Here is a 23185-nt window from a genome sequence, read left to right as displayed (position 1 = left end):
TTATGAGGAGAAAACTTGGAAATGAAAAAAACAAGGTGTATAAACCTTGTTTTTAAGGGCGATTTACGGGTTTTGTCACATGGAAAAAGTTTTGAATGGCTTCTTTATTTTTTTCAGGATGAATTTGTAATACAGAACCAGCATGTTCGATAAGAGTAGGTTCGTATTCGTTATCAATGGGAATTCGCATTGTTTCTATTTTTGTAGTAGGTTGACGGAATATACTATTGCTAAGTGAAAGTAGCGTTGGTATATCTAGATTTGTTTTTACATATGGAGAAATTTTATGTGCCATTATTGGTAAATCGAGTATATCGTCTATAGAATGAATTTTATCAGTAAATGACTGTTTTAATGCTTGCAGTACTTCTTGTTGCCGTTTCACGCGGCCAAAATCACTTTCAGTATCATGGCGAAAACGCGCATACTTTAATAAATCTTTGCCATGAAGAGCCTGCACGCCTGGTTGTAAATGTAATCCCATATCATCGATTATTGTTTGTGTAACATTTACGTCAATCCCTTCAGGTGCGACAGTATCTACGATTTTCACAAATGCTTCAAAATCAATCGTAACATAATGAGAAACATCAATTCCCAAATTATGTTGAATCGTCTTGCGTAATAATTCAGGACCGCCGTAATAATAGGCGGCATTGATTTTATTATATTTTTTATCATAAGAAGGAATTTCTACATAACTATCCCTCATAATAGAAGCGAGTTTTGCTGTATTTTCTTTTTTATTGTACTGGGCAATCATAATTGTATCAGCACGAGCTTGTTGTTCGCCTCGTGAATCGCTGCCGATAATTAACATATTCCATACGTCTTTTTCCTGTTTTACTCCGTGAAACGAATGAGGATTATTCGCTTTTTCACAACCGATAAGCAATATAATCATACAGAGAAATACGCACAAGGATTTATGCAAAGAATCACGTCCATCCATTATTGATATATGTATTATGAACGGTTATATGGAAAAATATTCAAAAAGCGCTATTCTCGAGAGGGAGAATAGCGCTTCATTTACATTTGTACTTGATCTATTTCTTCTATATGTGACTTTTGTGAAGCATGATCGATATATTGAAATAGAAGCTGGAGTTGTTTATCTACTTCTGGTAGTTCTTTTGCATATTTGTAAGCATGTAAAAAATGCTCGATTCGTTTAGAAAATAATTGATCATCGGTTTGTACCATTAAAACAAGCAACTTATCCCAATTACAACAATACGTGTAATAGAGAGCTTTATCGTAGTCGTTATATGTGTGCATGGTGTACCCTCCTTACTGAGGAGTTATATATAGTGTACACCAAGCGAGAAGAAAAACACTTGAAAGAATTTGTTAAGGAAAATGTTGAGTGAAAAATAAAAAACGAGGAAATTCCTCGTTTTTATGCGTTTGGCATTGGAGTAGGCGTTGGTTTTGCGTAGCCCTCTTTATACTTATTATCAATGTAGTTTCGAATTTCAAGAGTGGATTTTCCTTTTTGCCGCATCGATGCAGATTCGACCGCAATTTCTAAACAGTTTACACAAGTCGTTGCGTGAGAATCCCAAACAACTTCTCCATTTGGTTTAATTTCTTGGATAAAACAGTTTTTATTGTTTTTATGCCCCACACTTTCACCGCAACCGCAGTAACAAGGTATCCAATTTAATAATTCGGCATTTTTTCCTGCAACTGCATAAATGTCTTTCATTTGTGGATCTAGCTTGTCCAAAAATGTTGGGAGTGTATCAATTCCTTTTGTCGTTTCTTGAATATCACCTTGCTGGGTGTGGGAAGCATGTTTTTCTTTAGGTTCAGACGTTTCTTTCTTATCTGCTGCGCCGCATCCAGAAAGCGTAAGACTGCTTATTACAAGTAGAGAGAATAGATACTTTTTCATCTGCATTTCCCCTTTGTTTTTGTGTTAGTAAAATTGTACCAAACTCTCTAGTGCTTTCCTATGAAGAAGTTTTGTTTTGTTTATTTTTCAAGCGCCATCGAATGGAGTGCCATAGAAAAAGGAGAGGGATATAGACATATACAATGTACATACCCGTCTCGGATAAAATTGTATTTAATGTGTTGATACTTTCTCGGTTTGTAAAAAATAAGGAAGAAATGTATACGACAAGAATAAAAAAAGGTAGTGTGATATTAAATGGGATACGGAATGAACGCTTCATAGACTGACAGGAGGACCATATTGTTAAACAGAGATTCGGTAAAATGATAAGAAACCATACAAAAATAATAATATATTCAAACCGCTGAATAAAAGGGACTTTAATAATTTTTAACATTGTTAACGTAGGCCAAATTGTATGCTTTAATAATCCTTCACTATAGTACATAAAAGAGATAAGCGCTAAAAGTACATAAAGGATAGTTGTGAAAGCAATGCCACCATGTGCCCATCTTTTTAAAGATTTTCCTTTTTCAATAAGTGGATAAAAGAAAAGTAGCGCTTCAAATCCTAAAAATTCTAAAGCAGAGTCTTTCGCTGATTTCGCAATATCTAAAGGTGAATGGGTGAAAATTGGTAGAATATTACGAACGTGTGCATATTTCATTGGGAAAATTAAAAAGAACAATACGAAAATAGGTAGTACAATTCCCCAAAAACATATTCCGGTTACAGAACGGAACCCACCTTTTATAATATAGTGAGTGACTAATAAAAAGATTAAAGTTAGTTTCCATAATTTAATGGTCGGGAATACCCAAACTTGAATTACTTCGATATATGTACGAAGGACAGTGAGACAAAATAATAAAAAATAAATCGTAACAAGCAAAGAAAATAAGGAACCAATCCATTTTCCAAAGCATGTTGTATGAATATTGATTAGATCGTTATCTTTTTCCAACATTTTTAGCATACAATATAATACAATGTGAGTTGCAATTCCTGCAAGAATAAGGGAAATCCAAGCATCATAACCGGCACTTTTTATAATAATGCGTTGGTAACCTAAAACTCCGATACCAACTTGAAGAGAGTGAATCAAAAAAAATACTAAGTAAGGGGAGACAGTTATTTCTTTACTGTTTGTATCCATCTTATCACCTCACTATTCTCCGATACCAGATTGTACAACGTTAACATCAGATTCAACATTAATATCTATAGATGGATACATTGCTTGAATTTGTTGTATGGTCCATTTTCTTGATCGACTTCTAATTTGGTCGCGTATTCCTAAAGGGTCTATTTTTTTTTGCTGAAATTGCTGAATCAATTTTTGAGACTGATTTTTAATATTTTGCTCTACTTGATTTTTAACAGATCTTATATTTTCCTTTTTTGATAAATCAATCCAACTAGGAGAGTTTTTTATTAATCCATTTAATTTTAACCGGATAGTTACTTTAGGAGTGGCGCCCGTTTGATCAACGTGATAGACACTTTTTCCGGATAAATTTTGTATTACAACAAGACCTTTATGATTATCTTTTTTTATTTGTGTTTCATAACGACCATTTTTAGTCGGATTAAGGAGCGATTTTACTAAAAAAGAGTCTTTTTTATCGGTATACATTACCACTTTATCACCTTTTAAAAAAGCAAGACCTTTTACAGAAACCGAGTGATTATCAGCGATTTGGATGTAAGGAAGAAATGGATCGCACACAAATGAATAATAATCGTATAAAAAAATATTCAAAGCTGTCCGAGGAATATTTTCATTCATTATATTTTGTTCAAGTAAGTCAGATAGATACAATGAACCGTTTGATGTGACATATTCTAGAAGTTCTTTGACTGAACCATCTACAAGTGCTAATTGTACATCTCGTCCAATATTAGGATCGCGTTGTAAATTGTTGATGATTTCATCAATTCCATGTGAACCAATAGATTTTCCAAATAACACGACACGCATTTGCCCTAAAACAACATTGTGAGGTGATTTTGCATTCAAATGAGAAGCAATCGTTTCAAGAGATCTTGCAGTGGTTGACTGAGTTTTTGGTTTTGTTTTTACACCAAGCGTGTAGTCAGGGTATAAGATCGTACCTTGAAATTTTTTGTCTTTTGTTATATCGAATCCAGCTATGTGAATGATTCTTTGCGTATCTACTATATTTGTTTGCGTGCAAGCGGTTTGGAAGCATAAAAGCACCGTTATGAATAAAATTAGAATGTTTCTCATTTTTCTCCACCATCACGTTTTCTTTTTGCTTGCCTTGGGCTATAGCGCCAATTTGATTTGGGGCGCCAAAAAGAAGGGCGTTGAGCCGTTTGGCTAAATGGCCAGCGAATGAAGCCTTCTGCTGAGCTGAGACCACGAAATGGATATAAGGGTAATAAGTAAGGCGATCCAAGTGATTTTAAATGCAGTAGATGTGCCAATATAAAAACAAATCCTAAAATAAGGCCAAGTCCTCCGAAGGCACCCGCTAAAAGGATGAGTGGGAATCGGAGTAAGCGAATGGTTGTAGACATTTTCACAGTTGGGGTTGTGAAAGAAGCTAGTGCAGATAAAGCCACAGCAATTAATAAGATTGTACTTGTTAAAGCGGCTTCAACTGAAGCTTGTCCGATTACAATTCCGCCAACGATACCGATTGTTTGTCCTACTTTTGTAGGTAAGCGGGCGCCGGCTTCGCGCAATAACTCAATTGTAATTTCTAAAAAGAGTGCTTCTAAAATGGGCGGAAATGGGACATTCGCTCTAGAGTAAATAATAGGCCCTAATAAATCTGTAGGAATCATTTGATAGTGATATGTTAATACAGCTGTATAAATTGCAGATGAGAATAATGAAAATACGGCACTAAAAAAGCGAATCATGCGAAAAAATGAACCTGCAATCCATGGTAAATAGTAATCCTCTGGAGAAATAAAGAAATCTAATAATGTTGTCGGTCCAGCTAATGCATAAGGTGAACCATCTGTTAAGATTAATACTTGCCTAAACACTAATGCGGATACTGCACGATCTACCCGTTCCGTTGGTAAAAGCAAGGGAAACGGTGAATTACTATTGTCACTAACAAGTTGTTCAATTATTGTTGCATCGAAAGGAACATCATAATCAACATCCTGTAATCGCTGAATAGCGGTGTTAATATGCTGTTTGTTTGTAATTCCTTCTATGTAAGCAATTGTAACTTTTGTTTTAGAGAGAGAGCCAACAATAATCTCTTTAAAAATCAATTGTTCAGATACGATGTTACGACGTAACAAATGGAGATTTGTATCAATATTTTCCACAAAACCAACTTTTGGTCCAATTACGCTATATTCATTTTCTGTATCATTATATAAACGCTTACCAAGAACGGTACTTTCTGCTCGAATTAGAGCATATTGTGCAGCCTGTGATATATTTTGTAGTTTAACGAGTACATATCCCCCCAATAACTTTTCACGAATATCGTCAATGGAAGGTGAGATAACAATGTCTTCAATAGAGACGATGTTAGCTAAGTCAGCGATGTCTTGAATATGTTCTAATTGTTTTTTGATAGGCGTTAAAATAAATTGTTTAATGATAAGTGCTTCTACGACAGATTTATAATAAAAAAGGCATAATGCACTGTTTTCTGTAATGTTGTAAGAAACAAAATCAGTAGATTCCTTCATCGTATGAATAAATTCTGGAATGGTACAGCTCGTTTTTTTATTTTTAGCCTTATCATTTTTTCGTGGTAAGCCAAACATATTTTTCACTCCTTTCCCTTATATGGAATGCTCTCGTTAGTTTTTGGGGAAGACGGAAATTTATACAGGAAACAGAAAAAAGCTGTTCAAAAGTTAGACACTGTGTGGCTTTTGAACAGCTTTTTTCTGTATTTGTTAAACATTCATACCTTCATATCTGCTGAGAGAGGGCAAGCAGTTGCTCGCGGGCTCTAGAAATATGCGGGTGAAATTGAATTGTTGCATTTTCCCGCGTTCTTTTCACATCTTGAATCGCGCGCTGTAGTAAAGAATCGAGATGTGAATGAGATGGTTGTATTTCCTTTGCAATGGCAGTGCCGGCAACGGTTCCTTGTGCCATTGCAACCTTCGCGCTTTCAATTCCTGTAATATTACCAGCAACATATAGACCAGGAAGCGGTGTAGCCATTGTTTCATTATGAAGCGGAACATGCCCGCCAAGTTCTTCGATGTAATGAAAAGGGCATCCAGCGACAGCTGCTAATTCTGCTAGTGGATAAAGCCCACCAGCAATACAGACAAAATCAACAGGACGTATTTCTTCAGTTCCAGGAATGATCTCTCCATCTGATGTAATCGTAGCAATCTTCACAGCTTGGGCTTGCTTGTCTCCGATAATTTCAACGGCAGCTTTTCGCAAATGAAGCGGTACATTCCAAATTTTCATTCCTTGCTTTGGATAAAATTGAATAGCTAATTTTCGCATTGCACGCTGTTTCATAAAGCGGCTCCCGATTTTTAATAAAGGGGAGGGAGCGATGTGAGCAACGTGAAGCAAAGAATTCAAAACATGAAGCGGTTGTGCACTTTGCTTTGTTACTGTATGTTTTGGTGGTAAGACGATGCTGTCAATTTCCAGTCCAGCAAGCTGTAATTCATGCATAATCGCAAATGATAATATATTTGCCCCAATAATGATTCCTTTATTACCGACTTTGACGCGGTGTACATTCGTCATAACTTGTGCAGCCCCAATGGACATAACGCCAGGCAAGGTCCAGCCGGGAAGCGGAGTTGGGAACTCAGCTGCTCCTGTTGCAAGAAGAACGTGTTTTGTTTGGAAGGTACCGATATTTGTATGAACAGCCCATTCATTTTCATTTTTTTCTAAATCATGTACGGTTACACCGCATTCAATAGGAAGTGCTAAGTCTTGTAACTGTTTTTGTAGTTTCTTTGTTTCTTCTATACCATTCCACCATGTACCGTTTGGTTCTTGATGAAGTTGCCCAAGGAGGCGCCCTCCAGGTTTGATAAATTCATCAAAAACTCTAACGGATAATCCATATGTTTTGCAGGCGATAGCTGCACATAATCCAGCAGGACCGGCGCCGATAATGATGACATCAATCATATGTGATCCTCCTTTTTTAAAGGAGTAGGTTGCTGCAAGCCGCTTTGTACTATCATTTGATCTTCAACTACAGTCATGCATGCACGCACATTTGGTTTGCCATTTATTGTGACGCGGCATTCAAAGCAATGGCCAATATTACAATAAATAGAGCGCGGGGCTCCTGTTTCTTCATGAACACGGAAAGTCCGAATGTTATTGGCGAATAGGGAAGCGGCGACTGTTTCGCCAGCGATTCCTTCATACTTCGTTCCGTTAAATGTAAAAGAGATGGTTTTGCTGTCTGATAGGTTACCGAGAATTGGGTGATGAATGATACGATTACTCATGTTCTATCACCTAACAAGTCAAAGGTAATGGGACGAACCGGCGGTTGATGTTTTAATGGCTGATGGTTCTGTTCCCGGGATGATATAAAGCTTTCTAGTGCACATCTACATGTTCGGCCCCCGCAAAATCCCATTCCCGCTCGGGTACGTAGTTTTAATTCTCGTGTAGAGCAGTTATATGTGTTCGCTGTATGAAGCAGTTCCTTGTATGTTACTTCTTCACAACGACAAATGACAAAATCGTCTGCAATGTTCATGACAAATCCCCCTTGTTAGATTGGTTGTTTGCTAATTTATATGCAAAATACATGCCAATCTAGACAAAGATTAAAATGGGATGCTTAATTTTTTCATGCGATTATATAAGGTTGCCCGTGTAATCCCAAGACGTTTCGCACAAGCAAGTTTATTGCCATTCTCTAATTCAAGTGCATGTTGAATGATATTTCGTTCGTATTTGTTTAAAGCATCATCAAGTAGTTCGCCTTCTGTTATATCTACTCTAAGAGGAACCGGCGGTTGTTCTTTTTGTGTTTTTGTAGAGAAGGGAAGGTCTTCTCGTTTTATGATTCCATCTGTCGCAAAAACAACGAGCCGTTCAATGGCATTACGCAGTTCGCGAATGTTACCGGGCCATTTATGCTCAAGCAATTCATACATAACGTCTTGCGGAATACTTTGAATTGGACGGTTATATTGAATCGAAAACTCATATAAGAAAGAGTGGATGAGCTCCACAATATCTTCTTTTCTTTCACGCAGTGGCGGTACATCAATACTTACAACGTTTAAACGATAAAATAAATCTTCACGAAATTTTCCTTTCGCAATTTGTTCTTTTAAGTTTCGATTCGTAGCAGCAATAATATGAAAATCGGCATGTAATTCTTTTACACCGCCCACGCGGTAAAAGGTTTTATCTTGCAGGACACGAAGCAGTTTTACTTGCATTTCCATTGGCATTTCACCAATTTCATCTAAAAATAAGGTACCCCCTTTTGCTAACTCAATTTTTCCTTTTTTTCCTTTCTGATCAGCTCCAGAAAAAGCTCCTTTTTCATAGCCGAAAAGTTCACTTTCAAATAGTGATTCAGGAATTGCACCGCAGTTAATAGAAATAAACGGAGCTTGTGCATTTTCACGCGCTTCATGAATTGCTTTTGCAAATAGCTCTTTTCCAACGCCGCTTTCTCCTAAAATAAGTACAGTTGATTTTGTTGTACATATCTTTTTCGCAGTTTCAATTGTTTGTTGTAGTGTGGAGCTGTTTCCTTTAATCGCATGAAAGGGATTAGCAGGCGGTGTTAATTTAGCAACTTGTTTTTCTAATTGATGCATCTTGGTAGAAACAGAGAATAGTTCCTGATTGAGCCGAACTTGGCTCGTAATGTCTGTTTCGGATACAACAGCTCCAATAATTTTATTGCGCAAGTAAATGGGATTGGAGTTAATGAGTACAATTAAATCTTCTCTCGGTTGATGTTGGTGTTTATGTAGTGAGCGACCTTCTTGTAGTGTTTTTAATATTTCTAGCATGTCTTCATGAAAAAATGAGGTGATTGGTTTTCCTAAAATATCCTGTCGTCTTACGGAAAAGATTGCTTCTGCCCCATTTGTCCACACATTGACATTCTCCTGATTGTCAATAACGGTAACTGATGCATCGGTTGTTTTGATAACGGTTTCAAAATAAGCTCGTAAATATTCATAAGACTGAAAAATAGTTTCAGCTAGCCTAACAGCTGTAATAAAACCAATTGGTTTATGAGAGGCATTTGTAAAAACAACTGCATGATAGTTTTTTAGTTTCTTTAATATATGTGAAATAGAAGAATAGTAGGAAGTTATATAGCAAGGTTGATACGTACCGTCAGCAGTAAGCATGTATATATCATTGTTTCTTTTGATTAGAACGGTTGTATCTTTATGATTTGTATGATTATTTTGTTGCCACTCTTCTAGCGATGGAAAGAAGAAAAAATTTGTATTCATAAGTTGATCTATAGAAGGGAGTTCGATTGTCATACTAAAGCCTCCTTATTGGATTGACTGTAAGTTTTTTATACACTATTTCATTATTTTTACACATTTTTAAAGTGAATGTAAAATGTTTTTCGGAAAAGTTAAATAACTGTTTTCGTATGCTATTTGAAGACAATGATTTAAGTACTTTAAAAAGTAAAGAGATGAAGTGAGGGGCAGAAAATCTTTGCTAACGATCGTTTTCTATTAAGTTGGCATTTTAATTGCAAGTAAAAGAATGTACGAACATGAAAAAATGATGGCTGCTATAAGTTTCACTTTATAAATAGAAAAGAGGGGAAGCCATGACAAAGCATTGTGATGTTCTTATCGTTGGCGGAGGCATTATTGGAAGTGCAATTGCTTATTATGTTTCAAAATGCGGGAGAGAAGTGACGTTATTAGAAAGGGGAGAATTAGCGAGTGGTACATCCTCGCGATGTGATGGGAACATTTTAGCGATTGATAAAGATCCTGGGTTTGATAGTCAAATGTCTCTTGAGAGTCAAAAACTTGTTGATCAACTAGCGAAAGAATTACGTCACTCTTTTGAGTACCGAGCACCAGGCAGTATTTTAGTATGTGAAAGTGAAGAAGAGATGATCGCTGCAGAGAAATGGGTAAAGCGGCAAAAAGAAGCAGGTTTACCATTTCGAATGTTAGACAGGCAAGATATTCGGCAAGAGTCACCGTATTTTGCAGATGATTTATTAGGTGGATTAGAGTGTGCAACGGACTCGACTGTTAATCCGTATTTATTATCGTTTTCTTTGCTTGATGAAGCGAAAAGGCAAGGAACAGATGTGTATCTTCATATAGAAGTAAGCAGTATTCGAAAAGATGTAACTGGTGTGTTTGTTGTTGAAACAAATAAGGGGACATTTACAGCGAATAAGGTCGTAAATGCAGCGGGAGTATGGTCGCCTGTTATTGGTGATATGCTCGATGTGAAAATTCCAATTCAGCCGAGAAAAGGTCATATTATCGTAGCTTCAAGACAAGAGCCAGTTGGAACGAGAAAAGTAATGGAGTTTGGTTATTTAATTAGTAAGTTTGGGGGCACACGTCATGTGGATGAGGAAACAGAGAAATATGGAGTTGCTCTTGTATTTGAGCCGACAGAAAGTCAAAATTTCTTAATTGGCAGCAGCAGGCAGTTTGTCGGTTTTCAAACGAAGGTAGATTCAAATGTTATCAAGTGTATTGCGAAGCGAGCGATTCGCTTTTATCCGAAGATGGCAGATATGTTGCTTATTCGAACATATGCAGGGCTACGTCCGTGGACGGCAGACCATTTGCCAATTATTTCTCATGTCGAAGAGATGCCAGGTTTTTATATTGCAGCTGGTCATGAAGGGGATGGAATTAGTTTGGCAGCCATTACAGGAAAGCTTATTGCGGAAATGATTGAGGGGCAAAAGACAACAGTACCGATTGAATTACTAAGCCACAATCGTTTTCAAGAAAGGATGGAACGTGTGTGAAAGTAAAAAAAGTGTTTACTACAATTGATACGCATACAGGTGGGAATCCAACAAGGACAGTCATAAATGGTCTTCCGAAGTTAGAAGGAAATACAATGTCAGAAAAGATGTTATTTATGAAAGAAAAGTATGATTGGATTCGGACATTTCTTATGTTTGAGCCACGCGGTCACGATGTGATGTCTGGGGCTTTATTAACAGATCCATGTGACCCAGAAGCTGATGTGGGTGTTATTTATATAGAAACAGGCGGATATTTACCAATGTGTGGTCACGATACAATTGGCGTTTGTACAGCTTTAATTGAAACGGGTATGGTTGAGGTGGAAGAACCGTATACCCATATTAAATTAGATACACCGGCCGGCCTTGTTACAACGAAAGTGCATGTGGAAAATGGAAAAGCAAAAGAGGTAACATTTTGTAACGTACCGGCTTTTTTATTAAAGTCTGTAGAAGTACATATCGAAAATATAGGGAATGTACAATGTGATATTGCCTATGGTGGTAATTTTTATGCGATTACAGATGCGAGAAAACTAGGCGTGCAGCTAACAACAGATAACTCTACAGAGATTATAGAAACGGCGATTCGGATTCGTGATGCCATTAATGCAGCCGTTCCAATTTCACATCCGGAATTTTCTTTTATTGAAGGAGTGACGCACGTCGAATTTTTCTGTGATCCAACGGACGAACGGGCTGATGTGAAAAATACAGTAATTGTACCACCGGGCGGGATTGATCGTTCTCCGTGCGGTACAGGAACATCAGCCAAACTTGCTACATTGTATGCTTATCAGAAAATTGCTATGGAAGAATTATTTGTACATGAAAGTATTGTCGGTTCGCTATTTCAAGGGAAAATTGTTAGCACAACAAATGTAGGGAAAATAGAAGCTGTAATTACAGAAATTACTGGATCAGCATGGATGATGGGGATGCACCAATTTTTATATCATGAGGAAGACATCTTAAAAGATGGATTTATTCTTATTCCACCAATGGAAGGGCATTGATGTAACCATATTTATACTAGCTAAATAACAGGAGAAATGGAAGACGGGGGAGATTGAATGAAGTTCGTAAAAGCGATTACAACAGTTGATGCACATATGGCTGGGGAGCCACTACGCCTCATTATGAACGGCGTACCTCTATTACAGGGAAATACTTTGCAAGAAAAGCAAAAAGAATTAGTTGAAAACTATCAAGCATTTCGAAGAATTCTTATGCAAGAGCCGCGTGGTCATGCAGCGATGAACGGTTGTATGATTGTACCACCTTGTTCAAAAAAAACTGATTTTGCAGCGTTGTTTATGGATGCAAATGAATTTACTTCTAGTATAGAAGAGTTTGTGATGATAGCTGCTGTTGTTATGGTGGAAATGGGAAATGTGCAAATAAAAAATGATGTAGTAGCGGTGGAAACAATTGATGGGATATTTTCTGTGAACATCTGTATGGAAGATGGAGAGATACACGCTGTTTCATTACAGAAAAATTGTGAATACGAACTTCAGCATCATGCTTCTCAATCAGTCGTCTCATTTGGGTCCAATGAACACTACGTAATCAGTCATACAAAGCATTTAGGCGTCAAACTAGCTATGGATGAGTTTATAGAATTAAAGAGCTGGGCACATAGGGCAAGAACGTCATTATCATCTGAATGTAGTAGCATTTTAATAGATGCGGCGCAGATTGAAGAGAAACGCTTTAAAACGATGGTGCAGAAGAAGAATGGACTTGTAAGCCGCTCTCCCTATGTGAGAGCAACCTGTGCGTGTTTAGCACTTTTTAGAGAAGAAGGTATGTTACAAGAAGGAGAGAGTTTGCAACATGAAAATATTACGGGCGGGACATATGAAGCAAAACTGATGGAATACACAAAAAGCGCCATGACAGTACAAATTACAGGAAGGGTTTTTATTACAGGAATGCATCAATTTTTATTAGATCCATCTGATTCGTTGGCGGACGGCTTTATTATTGTAGGTTCATAAAGAAAAGGAAGAGTAGCTGTCTCTTCCTTTCTTTATGTCTAGCTTGTCTTTTTTTGTTTGACAGACTGTATTAATTTCATCATTTCAGCTCTTATATCTTCTCTTTTCACATTTAATTTTTCGGCAATTTGTTTGACATGCATGCCATCTGTTTTCATTTGTAATACATCATTGAACGGTGTATTACTTTTTTGTGCAATGATGGTTAAAACTGCGAGATGACGCAAGTGAAGGCGGTTATCTTCCATTGCTTTTTTCATTTGTTCTGGAGTCGATTTTTGCATTTCAGCTATTTTTTGTAGTAATGCTGCTTTCATCTCTTTACTCATATGATGTTTATGCATTTTCTTTGGATCCACACCAAAATGTTTCGCTGTTTCTTTCCAAGATTTATTTTGTTTATAGTACGATAAAACGTCATTGATATCTTTTTTACTTATTTTCGCAATGTGTGCAGCTTTCCAAATTTCATGTTTGTTGTAACCTTGTTTTTCTAATGACTGGATTTGTTCTTCTGAAATTATTTTATGGTGATGCGCCGTAAACTCTTTTTGAGTAGCGGCAGAAGCAGGGAAGACTGCCATTCCGCATAAAAGTCCTGTTGCTAAAATGCTTGCTATTACTTTTTTGTACATATAGGTTCCTCCTAAGTGAATGAAATGGAAAACTTTACACATAGGATGTCCCGAAGTTGTGGAGAAGTTGTGAAGAACTCGTGAACATTGCAAGTTTTTCTGCAATGTAACAAAAAAAGTTTTTTGTTAGTTTCACAACATAAAACATTGATTAATGGTAGAAAACTGCGTTATAATCGAAATTGAAAATCAATATCAATAACAGATGTATACATATAGATAAGAATAAGGGAGAGAAACATATGACTACATATACTTCCATTGCAAATATCATTAAGGAAAGACGTTCCATTCGTACATTTACAGATAAAGCAGTAGAAAAAGAATTATTAATTGAATTATTAAATGATGCAACATGGGCACCAAACCATCAGCATCGTGAGCCATGGAAATGTAAATTATTTATTGGTGAAGGTCGCCAAAAGTTAGTAGATGCTGTATTAAATTCTTTTACAGAAGAAGAAAGAGCAAAACGAGGTAAAATTTTATCAGATCGTTTTCTAAGTACACCAGCTCAAATCGTTGTATATATGGATGAAGATCCACGTCAAATTCAGCGTGATGAAGACTACGCGGCAGTATGTGCATTTATGCAAAACTTCCAACTACTAGCTTGGGAGCGCGGACTAGGTTGTGTTTGGAAATCAGGCGGACTGAATTATAATCCTTTATTTATAGAAGGACTTGGGTTAACAAAAGGACAACGCATTGTTGGAATTCTTCATATTGGTTATTTTGATAAGAAGCCAGAAGGAAAAGCGCGTACGCCGATTACGGAGAAGCTAGAAGTTATTGAAGGATAATAGGTGAAGATGAGAAGCTGGATGCAAATGGTTTGAAATTTGTGTTCGGCTTTTTTGTGGTTTTTATGAATTATGAAGAAAATTGCTGATATAAGTGAAGAACAGACTATCTATTTTTCATCATTTCTCATGAAAGCTCGTTTCCCTTCATACACTTTCTTAAGGGAAAGTGTAAGGAGGGAAAATAATGAGAGCTAGTGATGATAAAGCACTACAATATGCAATCGCTGAAATTACTGAAATTGCAACTGGATTTGGGCTGGATTTTTATCCGATGCGCTATGAAGTATGCCCAGCGGAAATTATTTATACATTTGGTGCATATGGAATGCCAACGCGTTTTTCGCATTGGAGTTTTGGAAAACAGTTCTTCAAAATGAAACTGCATTACGATTTGGGACTTAGTAAAATATATGAGCTTGTCATCAACTCGGACCCGTGTTATGCGTTTTTACTCGATACCAATTCATTGATTCAAAATAAATTGATTGTAGCACACGTATTAGCACACTGCGATTTCTTTAAAAATAATATCCGTTTCTCAAATACGAAGCGCGATATGGTTGAAAGCATGGCAGCAACGGCAGAACGTATTAAAGCATATGAACATAAATATGGAAAAAAAGAAGTAGAAACATTTTTAGATGCGGTATTAGCAATTCAAGAACACATTGATCCATCGCTTATGCGGCCAAAGCTTGCATGGAGTATCAATGACTTAGATGAGGAAGAAGTAGAAAAGAAACGAGTTTCACAGTATGATGACTTGTGGGATTTAGATGATAGAAATAAAAAACGAGAACGCCCAAATATAAGGAAGAAAAAGAAAATCCCGCCGCAGCCAGAGAAAGATCTCCTTCTCTTTATTGAAGAATATAGTAGAGAGTTAGATGAGTGGCAACGTGATATCTTAACGATGATGAGAGAAGAAATGTTATATTTTTGGCCGCAACTAGAAACGAAAATCATGAACGAAGGCTGGGCTTCTTACTGGCATCAGCGTATCCTTAGAGAAATGGATTTAACGTCCGGTGAAGCAATCGAATTCGCAAAGTTAAATGCAGGAGTTGTACAGCCGTCCAAAACAAGTATTAACCCATATTATCTTGGTATCAAAGTCTTTGAAGATATTGAAGAACGCTACAATAACCCAACAGAAGAGATGAAACGCAGGGGTGTAAAGCCAGGTTCAGGCCGGGACAAAATCTTTGAAGTGCGGGAAATTGAATGGGACGTTTCCTTCCTTAGAAACTACTTAAATAAAGAACTTGTGATGAGAGAAGATATGTACTTATTCCAGCGCCAAGGGAAAGAGTATAAAGTTATTGATAAAGAGTGGGAACATGTACGTGACCAGCTTGTAAATATGAGAACGAATGGCGGATTCCCATATTTAGTGGTAGAGGATGGAGACCATTTAAAGAACGGTGAACTGTATATTAAACATTGTTATGAAGGAATCGAGCTTGATTTAAAATACTTAGAGAAAGTACTACCGTACATTCATCAGTTATGGGGAAGAACGGTTCATATGGAATCTAGTGTTGAGAATAAAAATGTTGTCTTTTCTTATGATGGGAAGATGGTGCATCGGAAGTATGTGTAAAGCCGCTGGAGTCAGCGGTTTTTTTAATGCTCAGTTTGTTTCAATTTGGTGAACAAGTATAAAGTTTGATGCTTATATATTGTCATTATATTTTTTTGTGTTTATTATATACCTATACGGGTATATGTAATTTAGAGTTTGTATATATCCGTAGCAGTAATCAAAAATAGTTGTGGAGGTTAGGGAAATATGAATAAAAAAATCATCGTAGTCGGTGGAGTTGCCAGCGGAGCATCAGTAGCAGCACGTCTTCGTCGTTTAAGCGAAGAGGATGAAATTATTATGTTTGAGCGAGGGGAATATATTTCTTTTGCAAACTGCGGATTGCCGTATTACATTGGCGGTGTAATTCAAGAAAGACAGAAACTATTAGTGCAAACTGTTGAAAAGATGTCAAAGCGTTTTAATTTAGATATACGTGAATTAAGTGAAGTGATAAAGATTAATAAAGAAGAAAAAACAATTATTGTGAAAAATGTAATGACAAATGAAACATACGAAGAATCTTATGATGTTTTAATTCTTTCACCAGGATCAAAACCAATTGTGCCGCCTATTCCAGGAATCGAAACAGCAAAGGCATTGTTTACATTACGGAATGTACCAGATACAGATCGTATTAAAGAGTATATTGATGAGAAGAAACCACGCCATGCGACTGTCATTGGCGGAGGATTTATTGGAGTTGAAATGGCCGAAAACTTGAGAGAAAAAGGAATAGATGTGACGCTTGTTGAGATGAATAATCAAGTAATGCCACCAATTGATTATGAAATGGCCGCATATGTACACGAACATATGAAACAGCATGGCGTTCAGCTTATTTTTGAAGACGGAGTAGAGGCTTTTGAAGAAGGTGGGGCAGTCGTACGCTTAAAAAGCGGCTTAAAAATCAATACAGATTTGATTATTCTATCTATCGGTGTTGGGCCAGAGAGTCGTTTAGCAAAAGAAGCAGGGTTAGAACTTGGAGTAAGAGGAACAATTAAAGTAAATGAAAAACTACAAACTTCGGATTCATCTATTTATGCGATAGGTGATGCGATTGAGGTAAAAGATTTTGTAACAGAAACAGAGACAATGATTCCATTAGCATGGCCAGCAAATCGACAAGGGCGTCTGTTAGCAGATATCATTCATGGGCATACAGAGTCTGTATACAAAGGAACGATGGGAACATCGATTGCGAAGGTATTTGAATTAACAGTTGCTTCAACAGGAGTAAATGAAAAGGTATTGCAGCGTTTAAATATACCCTATGAGGTAGTGCATGTACAGGCGAATTCTCATGCTGGTTATTATCCAAATGCACATCCTGTTTTACTAAAATTGATTTTTAATAAAGAATCAGGAGAAATTTATGGTGCGCAGGCTGTTGGACGTGACGGTGTAGATAAACGAATTGATGTCATTGCAACGGCAATGAAAGCGAAGCTAAAGGCATTAGATTTACCAGATTTGGAATTAGCATACGCGCCGCCGTATTCTTCTGCAAAAGATCCAGTAAACATGTTGGGGTATGCTGCAAGTAATATAATTGAAGGGCTTGTAGATACAGTGCAGTGGTATGAGATTGATCGTATTGTCCAAAATGGTGGATATTTGATTGATGTTCGTGAACCAAATGAGTTAAAACAAGGGATGATTAAGGGTTCAGTTAATATTCCATTAGATGAATTACGCGAAAGATTGGATGAAATTCCAGTAAATGAAGAAATATATATGACATGCCAGCTCGGTATGAGGGGCTATGTTGCTGCACGTATGTTAATGGAAAAAGGGTATAAGGTGAAGAATGTCGATGGTGGTTTTAAATTGTATGCAACAGCTTTGCCAGAACGGATTGTATATAAAGTAAAATAGTGCTTTACAAAATACCCTTAAGGGTATAAGATGGTTTGTGAATGTAAATCAAAATCTTACTACAGTAAGTATTTCTTTAAATAAAGCATATTTTAGAAAATATTGAGGTGATTGGGCATTGGAATACAATCAAGATATTAAAAATAGGCTGAAGCGAATAGAAGGGCAAATTCGTGGTGTTCTTCGAATGATTGAAGAAGAAAAAGATTGTAAAGAGGTAATTACACAATTAACTGCGTCACGTTCTGCTATGGATCGCGCAATTGGATTAATTGTCGGAACAAATTTGGAAAAATGTTTGCGAGAACAATTTGCAAAAGGTGATACATCCAATGAAGATCTAATTAAAGAGGCTGTACAATTACTTGTGAAAAGTAGATAATCTGTCAAACGAATGCGTTGACAGATTTTTAAAACACTATTTTATACCCATGTAGGTATATAGATTCTTTAGGAAACAATTGGAGTTAGAATATAGGATATTAAATTTTTTTAAATGAAAATATACCATAGGGGGTAATGGAATGGTGCCCTATCATTATAAGCAAAAGATGTTGCTGAGAAAGTTTTATTTTAGGTGTTCGTAATGAAGCAGAGTGTATGGATTGAAAAATAGAAGAAACAGATGGAGGTATAGAACATGAATGTAAAACAAGTATTAGATGTAACAAGCTTAGCATGCCCAATGCCAATCGTAAGAACAAAAAAAGCTATGGAAGCTTTACAATCTGGAGAAGTGCTAGAGGTTCACTTAACTGATAAAGGCGCGATAAAAGATATTCCAGCTTGGTCAAAAAAAGGTGGACATGAAGTATTACAACATGTGGAAGAAAACGGTGTGCTGAAGTTCTGGATTAAAAAGGCGTAAAAAAATAAGAGACTAATTGCATAGAAAAGGATTGGAGGAGATGATGGATGAGCGTAACCGTAGTATTCAATATTGTTTTAGCTATACTTGTTGCTTGGCTTATTATTTCTCGTTTTTTACCGATTAAGGGAGTTAAAAATATAAGTGGGAAAGAGCTAAACGATTTACTTCATAAAAAGAATAAACAATTCATTGATGTTCGCACACAAGGTGAATTTAGAGGGAGGCACATTCAAGGATTCCGGAATATCCCATTAAATGAGTTTGTGCAGAAAGCGAGTCATTTAGATAAAAATAAAGAAGTAATTGTGATTTGCCAAAGTGGAATGAGAAGTAAACGCGCAGTAAAAATGCTAAAAAAATTAGGCTTTCAACATATTGCGAATGTTTCGGGCGGTATGAATGCTTGGAATTAAGGAGGAAATGACAAATGAAAGAAATGACAGCCAAAGAGTTAGAAAATAAATTAATGAATCATGAAGTATTAAATATAATTGACGTTCGTGAAGTAGAAGAAGTAGAGGAAGGAAAAATTCCAGGAGCTCTTCATATGCCACTTGGGTTATTAGAATTTCGTATGCATAAATTAGATAAAAGCAAAGAATATATTATGGTATGTCGCTCTGGTGGGAGAAGTTCACGAGCTGCTCAGTTTTTAGAAAGCAATGGTTTTAAGGTTATAAATATGACTGGCGGTATGTTAGATTGGGAAGGTGAAACAGAATAACACCGTACGATGAAGAGTTCTTTAATAAAGGATATTGTACATTTTTTATAATACCCATATAGGTATATAGAGGCAGGGGATTAACATGGAGAATCAGAAGAAAACAACAGTTGTCTTATTTAGCGGAGATTATGATAAGGCGATGGCAGCTTATATTATTGCGAATGGGGCAGCAGCGTATGATCAAGAAGTGACGATTTTTCATACATTTTGGGGGTTAAATGCACTCAGGAAAGATGAACATGTGCAAGTAAAGAAAAGTTTCGTAGAGAGAATGTTTGGAAAGATGATGCCTCGCGGAGCAAATAAGATGGGGTTATCCAAAATGAATTTTGTAGGAATGGGTCCAAAAATGATCAAGCACGTTATAAAAAAGCATAATGCTATGCCGCTTCCAGATTTAATTGATATGGCAAAAGAACAAGGTGTTAAGCTTGTAGCTTGTCAAATGACGGTTGATTTATTAGGCTTAAAACAAGAAGAGATTATGGAAGATGCCGAGTTTGCTGGCGTGGCAGCTTATTTAGCAGATGCTTCTGATGGAAATGTGAATCTATTTATTTAATAAATAAATAGATTCCTTAAGAAAAAACGATGAACGCCACTGGAGAACCAGTGGCGTTCAATGATTAAGCCCAAATAAGCTTCATTAAATTTTCATATTCATCATTTGCAGCTTTATATAATAGTCTCGTATGTTCAAATACAAGAGCAGGGTTAAAGTATGGTTCTGTAAATACAAGAGACGTTGAAATGGTGATGGAATCGTCTTTACTAATTGTGAATTTTGCGAATCGATATGCTGTATTTAACTCGTTGATTACATGCAATAAATCGCTTTTCTTAGCTGCATCATGAACTTGAGCGACATTGAAGCAATATATATCGACAGTAGGATGCTCGTTATGAAAGGCAGCGATAAGACGAACTTTTGCACCGCTTTCTGTTTCTAAGTTTACTGAAAAAAATACGGAACCATCATTTTCATCTATGTTTTCTTCCATATGTATTTCATTAGATTTTAGGTAATCTTTAAAGTCTGAAACGTTATGTTTTACTGCGGCTTTCATATGTTTTTGCCCCCTGTTAATTGGAATATACATCTATCCCTTATTATAATTTAAAGATATGGGAATTGATAGTTGAAAAGTTAGAATTTTTAATATTTTTAGAAGTTATTCACGGATAAAAGGTTAGAATTAATAAGAAACCCAGCTCTATGGAAGTAGAGCTGGGTTTCTTATTAATTCTCATTCGATGTAGCTTCTGTATCTGTGTCTTCATCGTTGTTGTTATTTTTTTTGTTACTAGAGCTTTGCTGATGATCCGTATTGTGTTTTGTATTTTTGGTGTTTTCATCCGATGTAGTTTCTATATTTGTGTCTGTGTCTTCATCGTTACTGTTATTTGTATCTTTTGTTTTCTTTTTGTCTTCTTTATCGCTAGAATTAACTTTCTTATACTCCGGTAATCCAAGGTGAGTGCGAAGTTGATTTGTTAAATCTGTTAGTTCTTTTGAATCTGGTTTGTAGTAATATGTTCGTCCATCTGCAGCAGAACGACTGCATGTATCGTCACCTTTTTCCATGTAGCAGTCTGAACCATTGATTTGTAATTTTTCAAGTGAAGAATCTACACCGTATTTATAGAATGATAGCATATCATCGAATGTTAAGTTTGTAACGAATTGTCCGTTAATGTCATCAATAATATTTCCTACTTTTGTTACAGAATCAACGCTTGTTAGTTTTTTCAGAATGGCTTCAATAACAAGTTGTTGACGTTGCCCACGCATTGCATCGCTGTCAATATGACGTGTTCTAGCAAGAGCAAGAGCTTCTTCACCATTTAATTTTTGAACGCCTTTTTTCAAGTGGATTGCACCTGGATTATCGTTGCTATCTTGCTCTGTAAATTCAACAGGTACATCTACTTCAATACCACCTAAATCATCAACAATTTTCATAAATGATTTAAAGTTGAATTTTACAAAGTAATCAACAGGTACATTGAGTAATTTTTCTACTGCATCAATACTTGCTTGAGGTCCACCATCTTTTCCATTTTTTGCAGAGCCATATGCATGTGCATGTGTAATCTTATCTTTTTTCTTTTCTATTGGGATATAAGTATATGTATCGCGAGGGATACTTAAAAGTTTTACAGTTTTGCTATCTTTATTAAAAGTTGCAAGTAACATTGCATCTGTTCTTATGGCATCACCGTATTCTTTACCACGTACATCACTTTCGTCAACGCCCATTATTAATACAGATACATTATTTGTAATAGGTTTAACAGCTTTATCACGTAAATCTGATTTATCACCGCGTGCTAAATCGTGAGCGGCATTACGAACAGCAGAGGATGCTTTATTTACTAAAAACCAAGTATAACCGCCTCCTATTATTAAAAATAATAAAAGGGCACTTATGATAATTTTTGTTTTTTTCTTTCCTTTTTGCGTATTATTTCGTATATTTTTTTGCCAAGATGGGATTTGATCCATTTCATATACTCCTTCATTTGGATTGAAATACGACACTCATATCACCTAATTATAATGAAATTTGGCGAAAAAGAACATTACAAATCATTTACATTTCGCAAAAGTTCAATTTATTTTACAAAAAGTCAGATTTTTCGACTCTTTGTAAAGCGAATTTTAGGGGTTTAAATGATAGAACAAGTATAATTTGTTGAAATATGTTCAAAAGGGCGATTATATAACTTTCTATAAATTTAATATAATGAAGTAAAAAGACCGCTTGTTAGGAGTAAAGGAGATAGACATAATGAATCATACATTATTTCGAGCAATTCTTGTAAATGAACAGGAAGAAAATCAATTTGAAAGAACCTTGGTTGAGAGGAAGATAGATGACTTACCTGAAGGGGAAGTGTTAATACGTGTTCATTATTCTTCGCTAAATTATAAAGATGCCCTTTCAGCTACTGGGAATAGAGGCGTGACAAGAAAATACCCACATACTCCTGGAATTGATGCAGCGGGAGAAGTGATTAGTAGTCAAAATCCTTCTTTTAAAACAGGGGATCAAGTAATTGTAACCGGATATGATTTAGGAATGAATACCTCTGGTGGATTTGGTCAATATATTCGCGTCCCTGCATCATGGGTTATTCCATTACCAGAAGGGCTGTCGTTGAAAGAAAGTATGATGTATGGAACAGCAGGATTTACAGCTGCTTTGTCTGTACACAAATTAATTACAGCAGGAATTACACCTGACATGGGAAGAATTCTTGTTACAGGAGCAACCGGTGGAGTTGGAAGTGTTGCAGTTAGCATTTTAGCAAGGTTAGGATATGATGTCGTAGCTGCAACTGGAAAAGTGGCAGAGAAAGAAATGCTGCTTCACTTAGGTGCGAAAAAGATTATTCACCGAGGTGAAATGAATGATCAATTGGGAAAACCAATGTTAAAAGGAATATATGCAGGTGTGATTGACACAGTCGGTGGAAGTACGTTAGCAACTGCTTTAAAAGTAGTTCAATATGGTGGAAGTGTAACGACGTGTGGGAACGTTGCTGGACATGAATTTACAACTTCTGTATATCCGTTTATTCTGCGTGGTATTAATCTGTTAGGAATAGATTCTGTACAATGTCCAATAGCATTAAGAAAAAAGATTTGGGCACTGTTAGGAGAGGAATGGAAGAACTTAGACTTATTGCTGTATACAACAGAATGTACATTAGAAGAGTTGAATGATAAGTTTGAAGCTATATTAAATGGAGAGTTGAAGGGAAGAACAATCGTGAATCTTAAATTATAATAAGAAAAGAGACGCCTTATATG

At 36.3% G+C, this 23185-nt stretch carries 25 protein-coding genes; 12 read left to right on the top strand and 13 right to left on the bottom strand.

What is annotated here, in order from left to right; translation table 11 throughout:
- Positions 1–52: 52 nt before the first annotated feature.
- The 10 genes from LOK41_RS21470 to LOK41_RS21425 all read right to left on the bottom strand — a co-directional run bounded on the left by LOK41_RS21470 (position 53) and on the right by LOK41_RS21425 (position 9376).
- Positions 53–904, bottom strand: a complete 852-nt coding sequence (locus LOK41_RS21470) for an LCP family protein (RefSeq protein ID WP_241818206.1) — start codon at positions 902–904, stop codon at positions 53–55.
- A gap of 128 nt (positions 905–1032) precedes the next feature.
- Positions 1033–1281 carry a YhdB family protein gene (locus LOK41_RS21465; RefSeq protein WP_174103000.1) on the bottom strand — a complete coding sequence of 83 codons (249 nt, stop codon included), beginning with the start codon at positions 1279–1281 and terminating at the stop codon, positions 1033–1035.
- Positions 1282–1402: 121 nt separating this feature from the next.
- Positions 1403–1900 (bottom strand): PCYCGC domain-containing protein, encoded by a 498-nt coding sequence (locus LOK41_RS21460; RefSeq protein ID WP_241818205.1) that lies wholly within the window; start codon positions 1898–1900, stop codon positions 1403–1405.
- A 58-nt stretch (positions 1901–1958) separates the two neighbouring features.
- Positions 1959–3059 (bottom strand): GerAB/ArcD/ProY family transporter, encoded by a 1101-nt coding sequence (locus LOK41_RS21455; RefSeq protein ID WP_241818204.1) that lies wholly within the window; start codon positions 3057–3059, stop codon positions 1959–1961.
- 12 nt (positions 3060–3071) lie between these two features.
- Positions 3072–4154, bottom strand: a complete 1083-nt coding sequence (locus tag LOK41_RS21450) for a Ger(x)C family spore germination protein (RefSeq protein WP_241818203.1) — start codon at positions 4152–4154, stop codon at positions 3072–3074.
- Positions 4151–5668 (bottom strand): spore germination protein, encoded by a 1518-nt coding sequence (locus tag LOK41_RS21445; RefSeq protein ID WP_241818202.1) that lies wholly within the window; start codon positions 5666–5668, stop codon positions 4151–4153. The genes LOK41_RS21450 and LOK41_RS21445 overlap by 4 nt, the downstream gene beginning before the upstream one ends.
- Before the next feature lie 151 nt (positions 5669–5819).
- A complete protein-coding gene (locus tag LOK41_RS21440) occupies positions 5820–7022 on the bottom strand; it encodes an NAD(P)/FAD-dependent oxidoreductase (protein ID WP_241818201.1) in 1203 nt (400 codons plus the stop codon).
- Positions 7019–7351 (bottom strand): (2Fe-2S)-binding protein, encoded by a 333-nt coding sequence (locus LOK41_RS21435; RefSeq protein ID WP_241818200.1) that lies wholly within the window; start codon positions 7349–7351, stop codon positions 7019–7021. Before LOK41_RS21435 ends, LOK41_RS21440 begins: the two co-directional genes overlap by 4 nt.
- Positions 7348–7608, bottom strand: a complete 261-nt coding sequence (locus LOK41_RS21430) for a (2Fe-2S)-binding protein (protein ID WP_174102992.1) — start codon at positions 7606–7608, stop codon at positions 7348–7350. Before LOK41_RS21430 ends, LOK41_RS21435 begins: the two co-directional genes overlap by 4 nt.
- Positions 7609–7678: 70 nt before the next feature.
- Positions 7679–9376 carry a sigma-54 interaction domain-containing protein gene (locus tag LOK41_RS21425; RefSeq protein WP_241818199.1) on the bottom strand — a complete coding sequence of 566 codons (1698 nt, stop codon included), beginning with the start codon at positions 9374–9376 and terminating at the stop codon, positions 7679–7681.
- A 302-nt stretch (positions 9377–9678) separates the two neighbouring features.
- Between LOK41_RS21425 and LOK41_RS21420 the strand changes: the two genes are divergently transcribed.
- The 3 genes from LOK41_RS21420 to LOK41_RS21410 are packed head-to-tail and all read left to right on the top strand — an operon-like array spanning position 9679 to position 12863.
- Positions 9679–10857 (top strand): NAD(P)/FAD-dependent oxidoreductase, encoded by a 1179-nt coding sequence (locus tag LOK41_RS21420; protein ID WP_241818198.1) that lies wholly within the window; start codon positions 9679–9681, stop codon positions 10855–10857.
- Positions 10854–11876 (top strand): proline racemase family protein, encoded by a 1023-nt coding sequence (locus LOK41_RS21415; RefSeq protein ID WP_241818197.1) that lies wholly within the window; start codon positions 10854–10856, stop codon positions 11874–11876. Before LOK41_RS21420 ends, LOK41_RS21415 begins: the two co-directional genes overlap by 4 nt.
- A 57-nt stretch (positions 11877–11933) precedes the next feature.
- The gene (locus tag LOK41_RS21410) at positions 11934–12863 is read left to right on the top strand and encodes a proline racemase family protein (protein ID WP_241818196.1); all 930 of its coding nucleotides are present in this window, start codon (positions 11934–11936) and stop codon (positions 12861–12863) included.
- Positions 12864–12901: 38 nt separating this feature from the next.
- Here the strand turns inward: LOK41_RS21410 and LOK41_RS21405 are convergent, their stop codons facing one another.
- On the bottom strand, positions 12902–13498 hold the full coding sequence (locus LOK41_RS21405) for a hypothetical protein (RefSeq protein WP_241818195.1): 597 nt from the start codon (positions 13496–13498) through the stop codon (positions 12902–12904).
- A gap of 242 nt (positions 13499–13740) precedes the next feature.
- Between LOK41_RS21405 and LOK41_RS21400 the strand changes: the two genes are divergently transcribed.
- The 8 genes from LOK41_RS21400 to LOK41_RS21365 all read left to right on the top strand — a co-directional run bounded on the left by LOK41_RS21400 (position 13741) and on the right by LOK41_RS21365 (position 19930).
- On the top strand, positions 13741–14301 hold the full coding sequence (locus LOK41_RS21400) for a nitroreductase family protein (protein WP_241818194.1): 561 nt from the start codon (positions 13741–13743) through the stop codon (positions 14299–14301).
- 187 nt (positions 14302–14488) lie between these two features.
- A complete protein-coding gene (gene spoVR, locus LOK41_RS21395; protein ID WP_241818193.1) occupies positions 14489–15907 on the top strand; it encodes a stage V sporulation protein SpoVR in 1419 nt (472 codons plus the stop codon).
- Between the two features lie 189 nt (positions 15908–16096).
- Positions 16097–17770, top strand: a complete 1674-nt coding sequence (gene cdr, locus LOK41_RS21390; protein ID WP_241818192.1) for a CoA-disulfide reductase — start codon at positions 16097–16099, stop codon at positions 17768–17770.
- A gap of 118 nt (positions 17771–17888) precedes the next feature.
- Complete coding sequence (locus LOK41_RS21385) at positions 17889–18152, top strand: metal-sensitive transcriptional regulator (RefSeq protein WP_174102983.1); 264 nt, start codon at positions 17889–17891, stop codon at positions 18150–18152.
- 258 nt (positions 18153–18410) lie between these two features.
- A complete protein-coding gene (locus LOK41_RS21380) occupies positions 18411–18638 on the top strand; it encodes a sulfurtransferase TusA family protein (RefSeq protein ID WP_241818191.1) in 228 nt (75 codons plus the stop codon).
- A gap of 47 nt (positions 18639–18685) precedes the next feature.
- Positions 18686–19054, top strand: coding sequence for a rhodanese-like domain-containing protein (locus LOK41_RS21375; RefSeq protein ID WP_241818190.1), 369 nt, complete (start codon positions 18686–18688; stop codon positions 19052–19054).
- A 14-nt stretch (positions 19055–19068) separates the two neighbouring features.
- Positions 19069–19365, top strand: coding sequence for a rhodanese-like domain-containing protein (locus LOK41_RS21370; RefSeq protein ID WP_241818189.1), 297 nt, complete (start codon positions 19069–19071; stop codon positions 19363–19365).
- An 85-nt stretch (positions 19366–19450) separates the two neighbouring features.
- The gene (locus tag LOK41_RS21365) at positions 19451–19930 is read left to right on the top strand and encodes a DsrE/DsrF/DrsH-like family protein (protein ID WP_241818188.1); all 480 of its coding nucleotides are present in this window, start codon (positions 19451–19453) and stop codon (positions 19928–19930) included.
- A gap of 64 nt (positions 19931–19994) precedes the next feature.
- Here the strand turns inward: LOK41_RS21365 and LOK41_RS21360 are convergent, their stop codons facing one another.
- Both LOK41_RS21360 and LOK41_RS21355 read right to left on the bottom strand, forming a co-directional pair.
- Entirely contained in the window at positions 19995–20435 is a 441-nt protein-coding gene (locus tag LOK41_RS21360) for a T3SS (YopN, CesT) and YbjN peptide-binding chaperone 1 (protein WP_241818187.1), read from the bottom strand.
- A gap of 173 nt (positions 20436–20608) precedes the next feature.
- Positions 20609–21874, bottom strand: coding sequence for an LCP family protein (locus LOK41_RS21355; RefSeq protein WP_241818186.1), 1266 nt, complete (start codon positions 21872–21874; stop codon positions 20609–20611).
- Positions 21875–22160: 286 nt separating this feature from the next.
- Between LOK41_RS21355 and LOK41_RS21350 the strand changes: the two genes are divergently transcribed.
- The gene (locus LOK41_RS21350) at positions 22161–23162 is read left to right on the top strand and encodes a YhdH/YhfP family quinone oxidoreductase (protein ID WP_241818185.1); all 1002 of its coding nucleotides are present in this window, start codon (positions 22161–22163) and stop codon (positions 23160–23162) included.
- Positions 23163–23185 lie beyond the last annotated feature (23 nt).

It is taken from the genome of Bacillus sp. TL12 (genome assembly GCF_022625245.1).
Classification (GTDB): Bacteria; Bacillota; Bacilli; order Bacillales; family Bacillaceae_G; genus Bacillus_A.
Note: the sequence above shows the minus strand (reverse complement) of the source record. Positions and strands in the feature narration are given on the sequence as shown.

Bases quoted from the DNA above. Each gene is read 5' to 3' on its own strand.
- LOK41_RS21455 (WP_241818204.1), bottom strand. From the start codon at position 3,059: ATGGATACAAACAGTAAAGAAATAACTGTCTCCCCTTACTTAGTATTT.
- LOK41_RS21350 (WP_241818185.1), top strand. From the start codon at position 22,161: ATGAATCATACATTATTTCGAGCAATTCTTGTAAATGAACAGGAAGAA.
- LOK41_RS21470 (WP_241818206.1), bottom strand. From the start codon at position 904: ATGATTATATTGCTTATCGGTTGTGAAAAAGCGAATAATCCTCATTCG.
- LOK41_RS21430 (WP_174102992.1), bottom strand. From the start codon at position 7,608: ATGAACATTGCAGACGATTTTGTCATTTGTCGTTGTGAAGAAGTAACA.
- LOK41_RS21460 (WP_241818205.1), bottom strand. From the start codon at position 1,900: ATGAAAAAGTATCTATTCTCTCTACTTGTAATAAGCAGTCTTACGCTT.
- LOK41_RS21410 (WP_241818196.1), top strand. From the start codon at position 11,934: ATGAAGTTCGTAAAAGCGATTACAACAGTTGATGCACATATGGCTGGG.
- LOK41_RS21360 (WP_241818187.1), bottom strand. From the start codon at position 20,435: ATGAAAGCCGCAGTAAAACATAACGTTTCAGACTTTAAAGATTACCTA.
- LOK41_RS21450 (WP_241818203.1), bottom strand. From the start codon at position 4,154: ATGAGAAACATTCTAATTTTATTCATAACGGTGCTTTTATGCTTCCAA.
- LOK41_RS21355 (WP_241818186.1), bottom strand. From the start codon at position 21,874: ATGGATCAAATCCCATCTTGGCAAAAAAATATACGAAATAATACGCAA.
- LOK41_RS21425 (WP_241818199.1), bottom strand. From the start codon at position 9,376: ATGACAATCGAACTCCCTTCTATAGATCAACTTATGAATACAAATTTT.
- cdr (WP_241818192.1), top strand. From the start codon at position 16,097: ATGAATAAAAAAATCATCGTAGTCGGTGGAGTTGCCAGCGGAGCATCA.
- spoVR (WP_241818193.1), top strand. From the start codon at position 14,489: ATGAGAGCTAGTGATGATAAAGCACTACAATATGCAATCGCTGAAATT.
- LOK41_RS21445 (WP_241818202.1), bottom strand. From the start codon at position 5,668: ATGTTTGGCTTACCACGAAAAAATGATAAGGCTAAAAATAAAAAAACG.
- LOK41_RS21365 (WP_241818188.1), top strand. From the start codon at position 19,451: ATGGAGAATCAGAAGAAAACAACAGTTGTCTTATTTAGCGGAGATTAT.
- LOK41_RS21400 (WP_241818194.1), top strand. From the start codon at position 13,741: ATGACTACATATACTTCCATTGCAAATATCATTAAGGAAAGACGTTCC.
- LOK41_RS21465 (WP_174103000.1), bottom strand. From the start codon at position 1,281: ATGCACACATATAACGACTACGATAAAGCTCTCTATTACACGTATTGT.
- LOK41_RS21420 (WP_241818198.1), top strand. From the start codon at position 9,679: ATGACAAAGCATTGTGATGTTCTTATCGTTGGCGGAGGCATTATTGGA.
- LOK41_RS21405 (WP_241818195.1), bottom strand. From the start codon at position 13,498: ATGTACAAAAAAGTAATAGCAAGCATTTTAGCAACAGGACTTTTATGC.
- LOK41_RS21440 (WP_241818201.1), bottom strand. From the start codon at position 7,022: ATGATTGATGTCATCATTATCGGCGCCGGTCCTGCTGGATTATGTGCA.
- LOK41_RS21380 (WP_241818191.1), top strand. From the start codon at position 18,411: ATGAATGTAAAACAAGTATTAGATGTAACAAGCTTAGCATGCCCAATG.
- LOK41_RS21435 (WP_241818200.1), bottom strand. From the start codon at position 7,351: ATGAGTAATCGTATCATTCATCACCCAATTCTCGGTAACCTATCAGAC.
- LOK41_RS21375 (WP_241818190.1), top strand. From the start codon at position 18,686: ATGAGCGTAACCGTAGTATTCAATATTGTTTTAGCTATACTTGTTGCT.
- LOK41_RS21370 (WP_241818189.1), top strand. From the start codon at position 19,069: ATGAAAGAAATGACAGCCAAAGAGTTAGAAAATAAATTAATGAATCAT.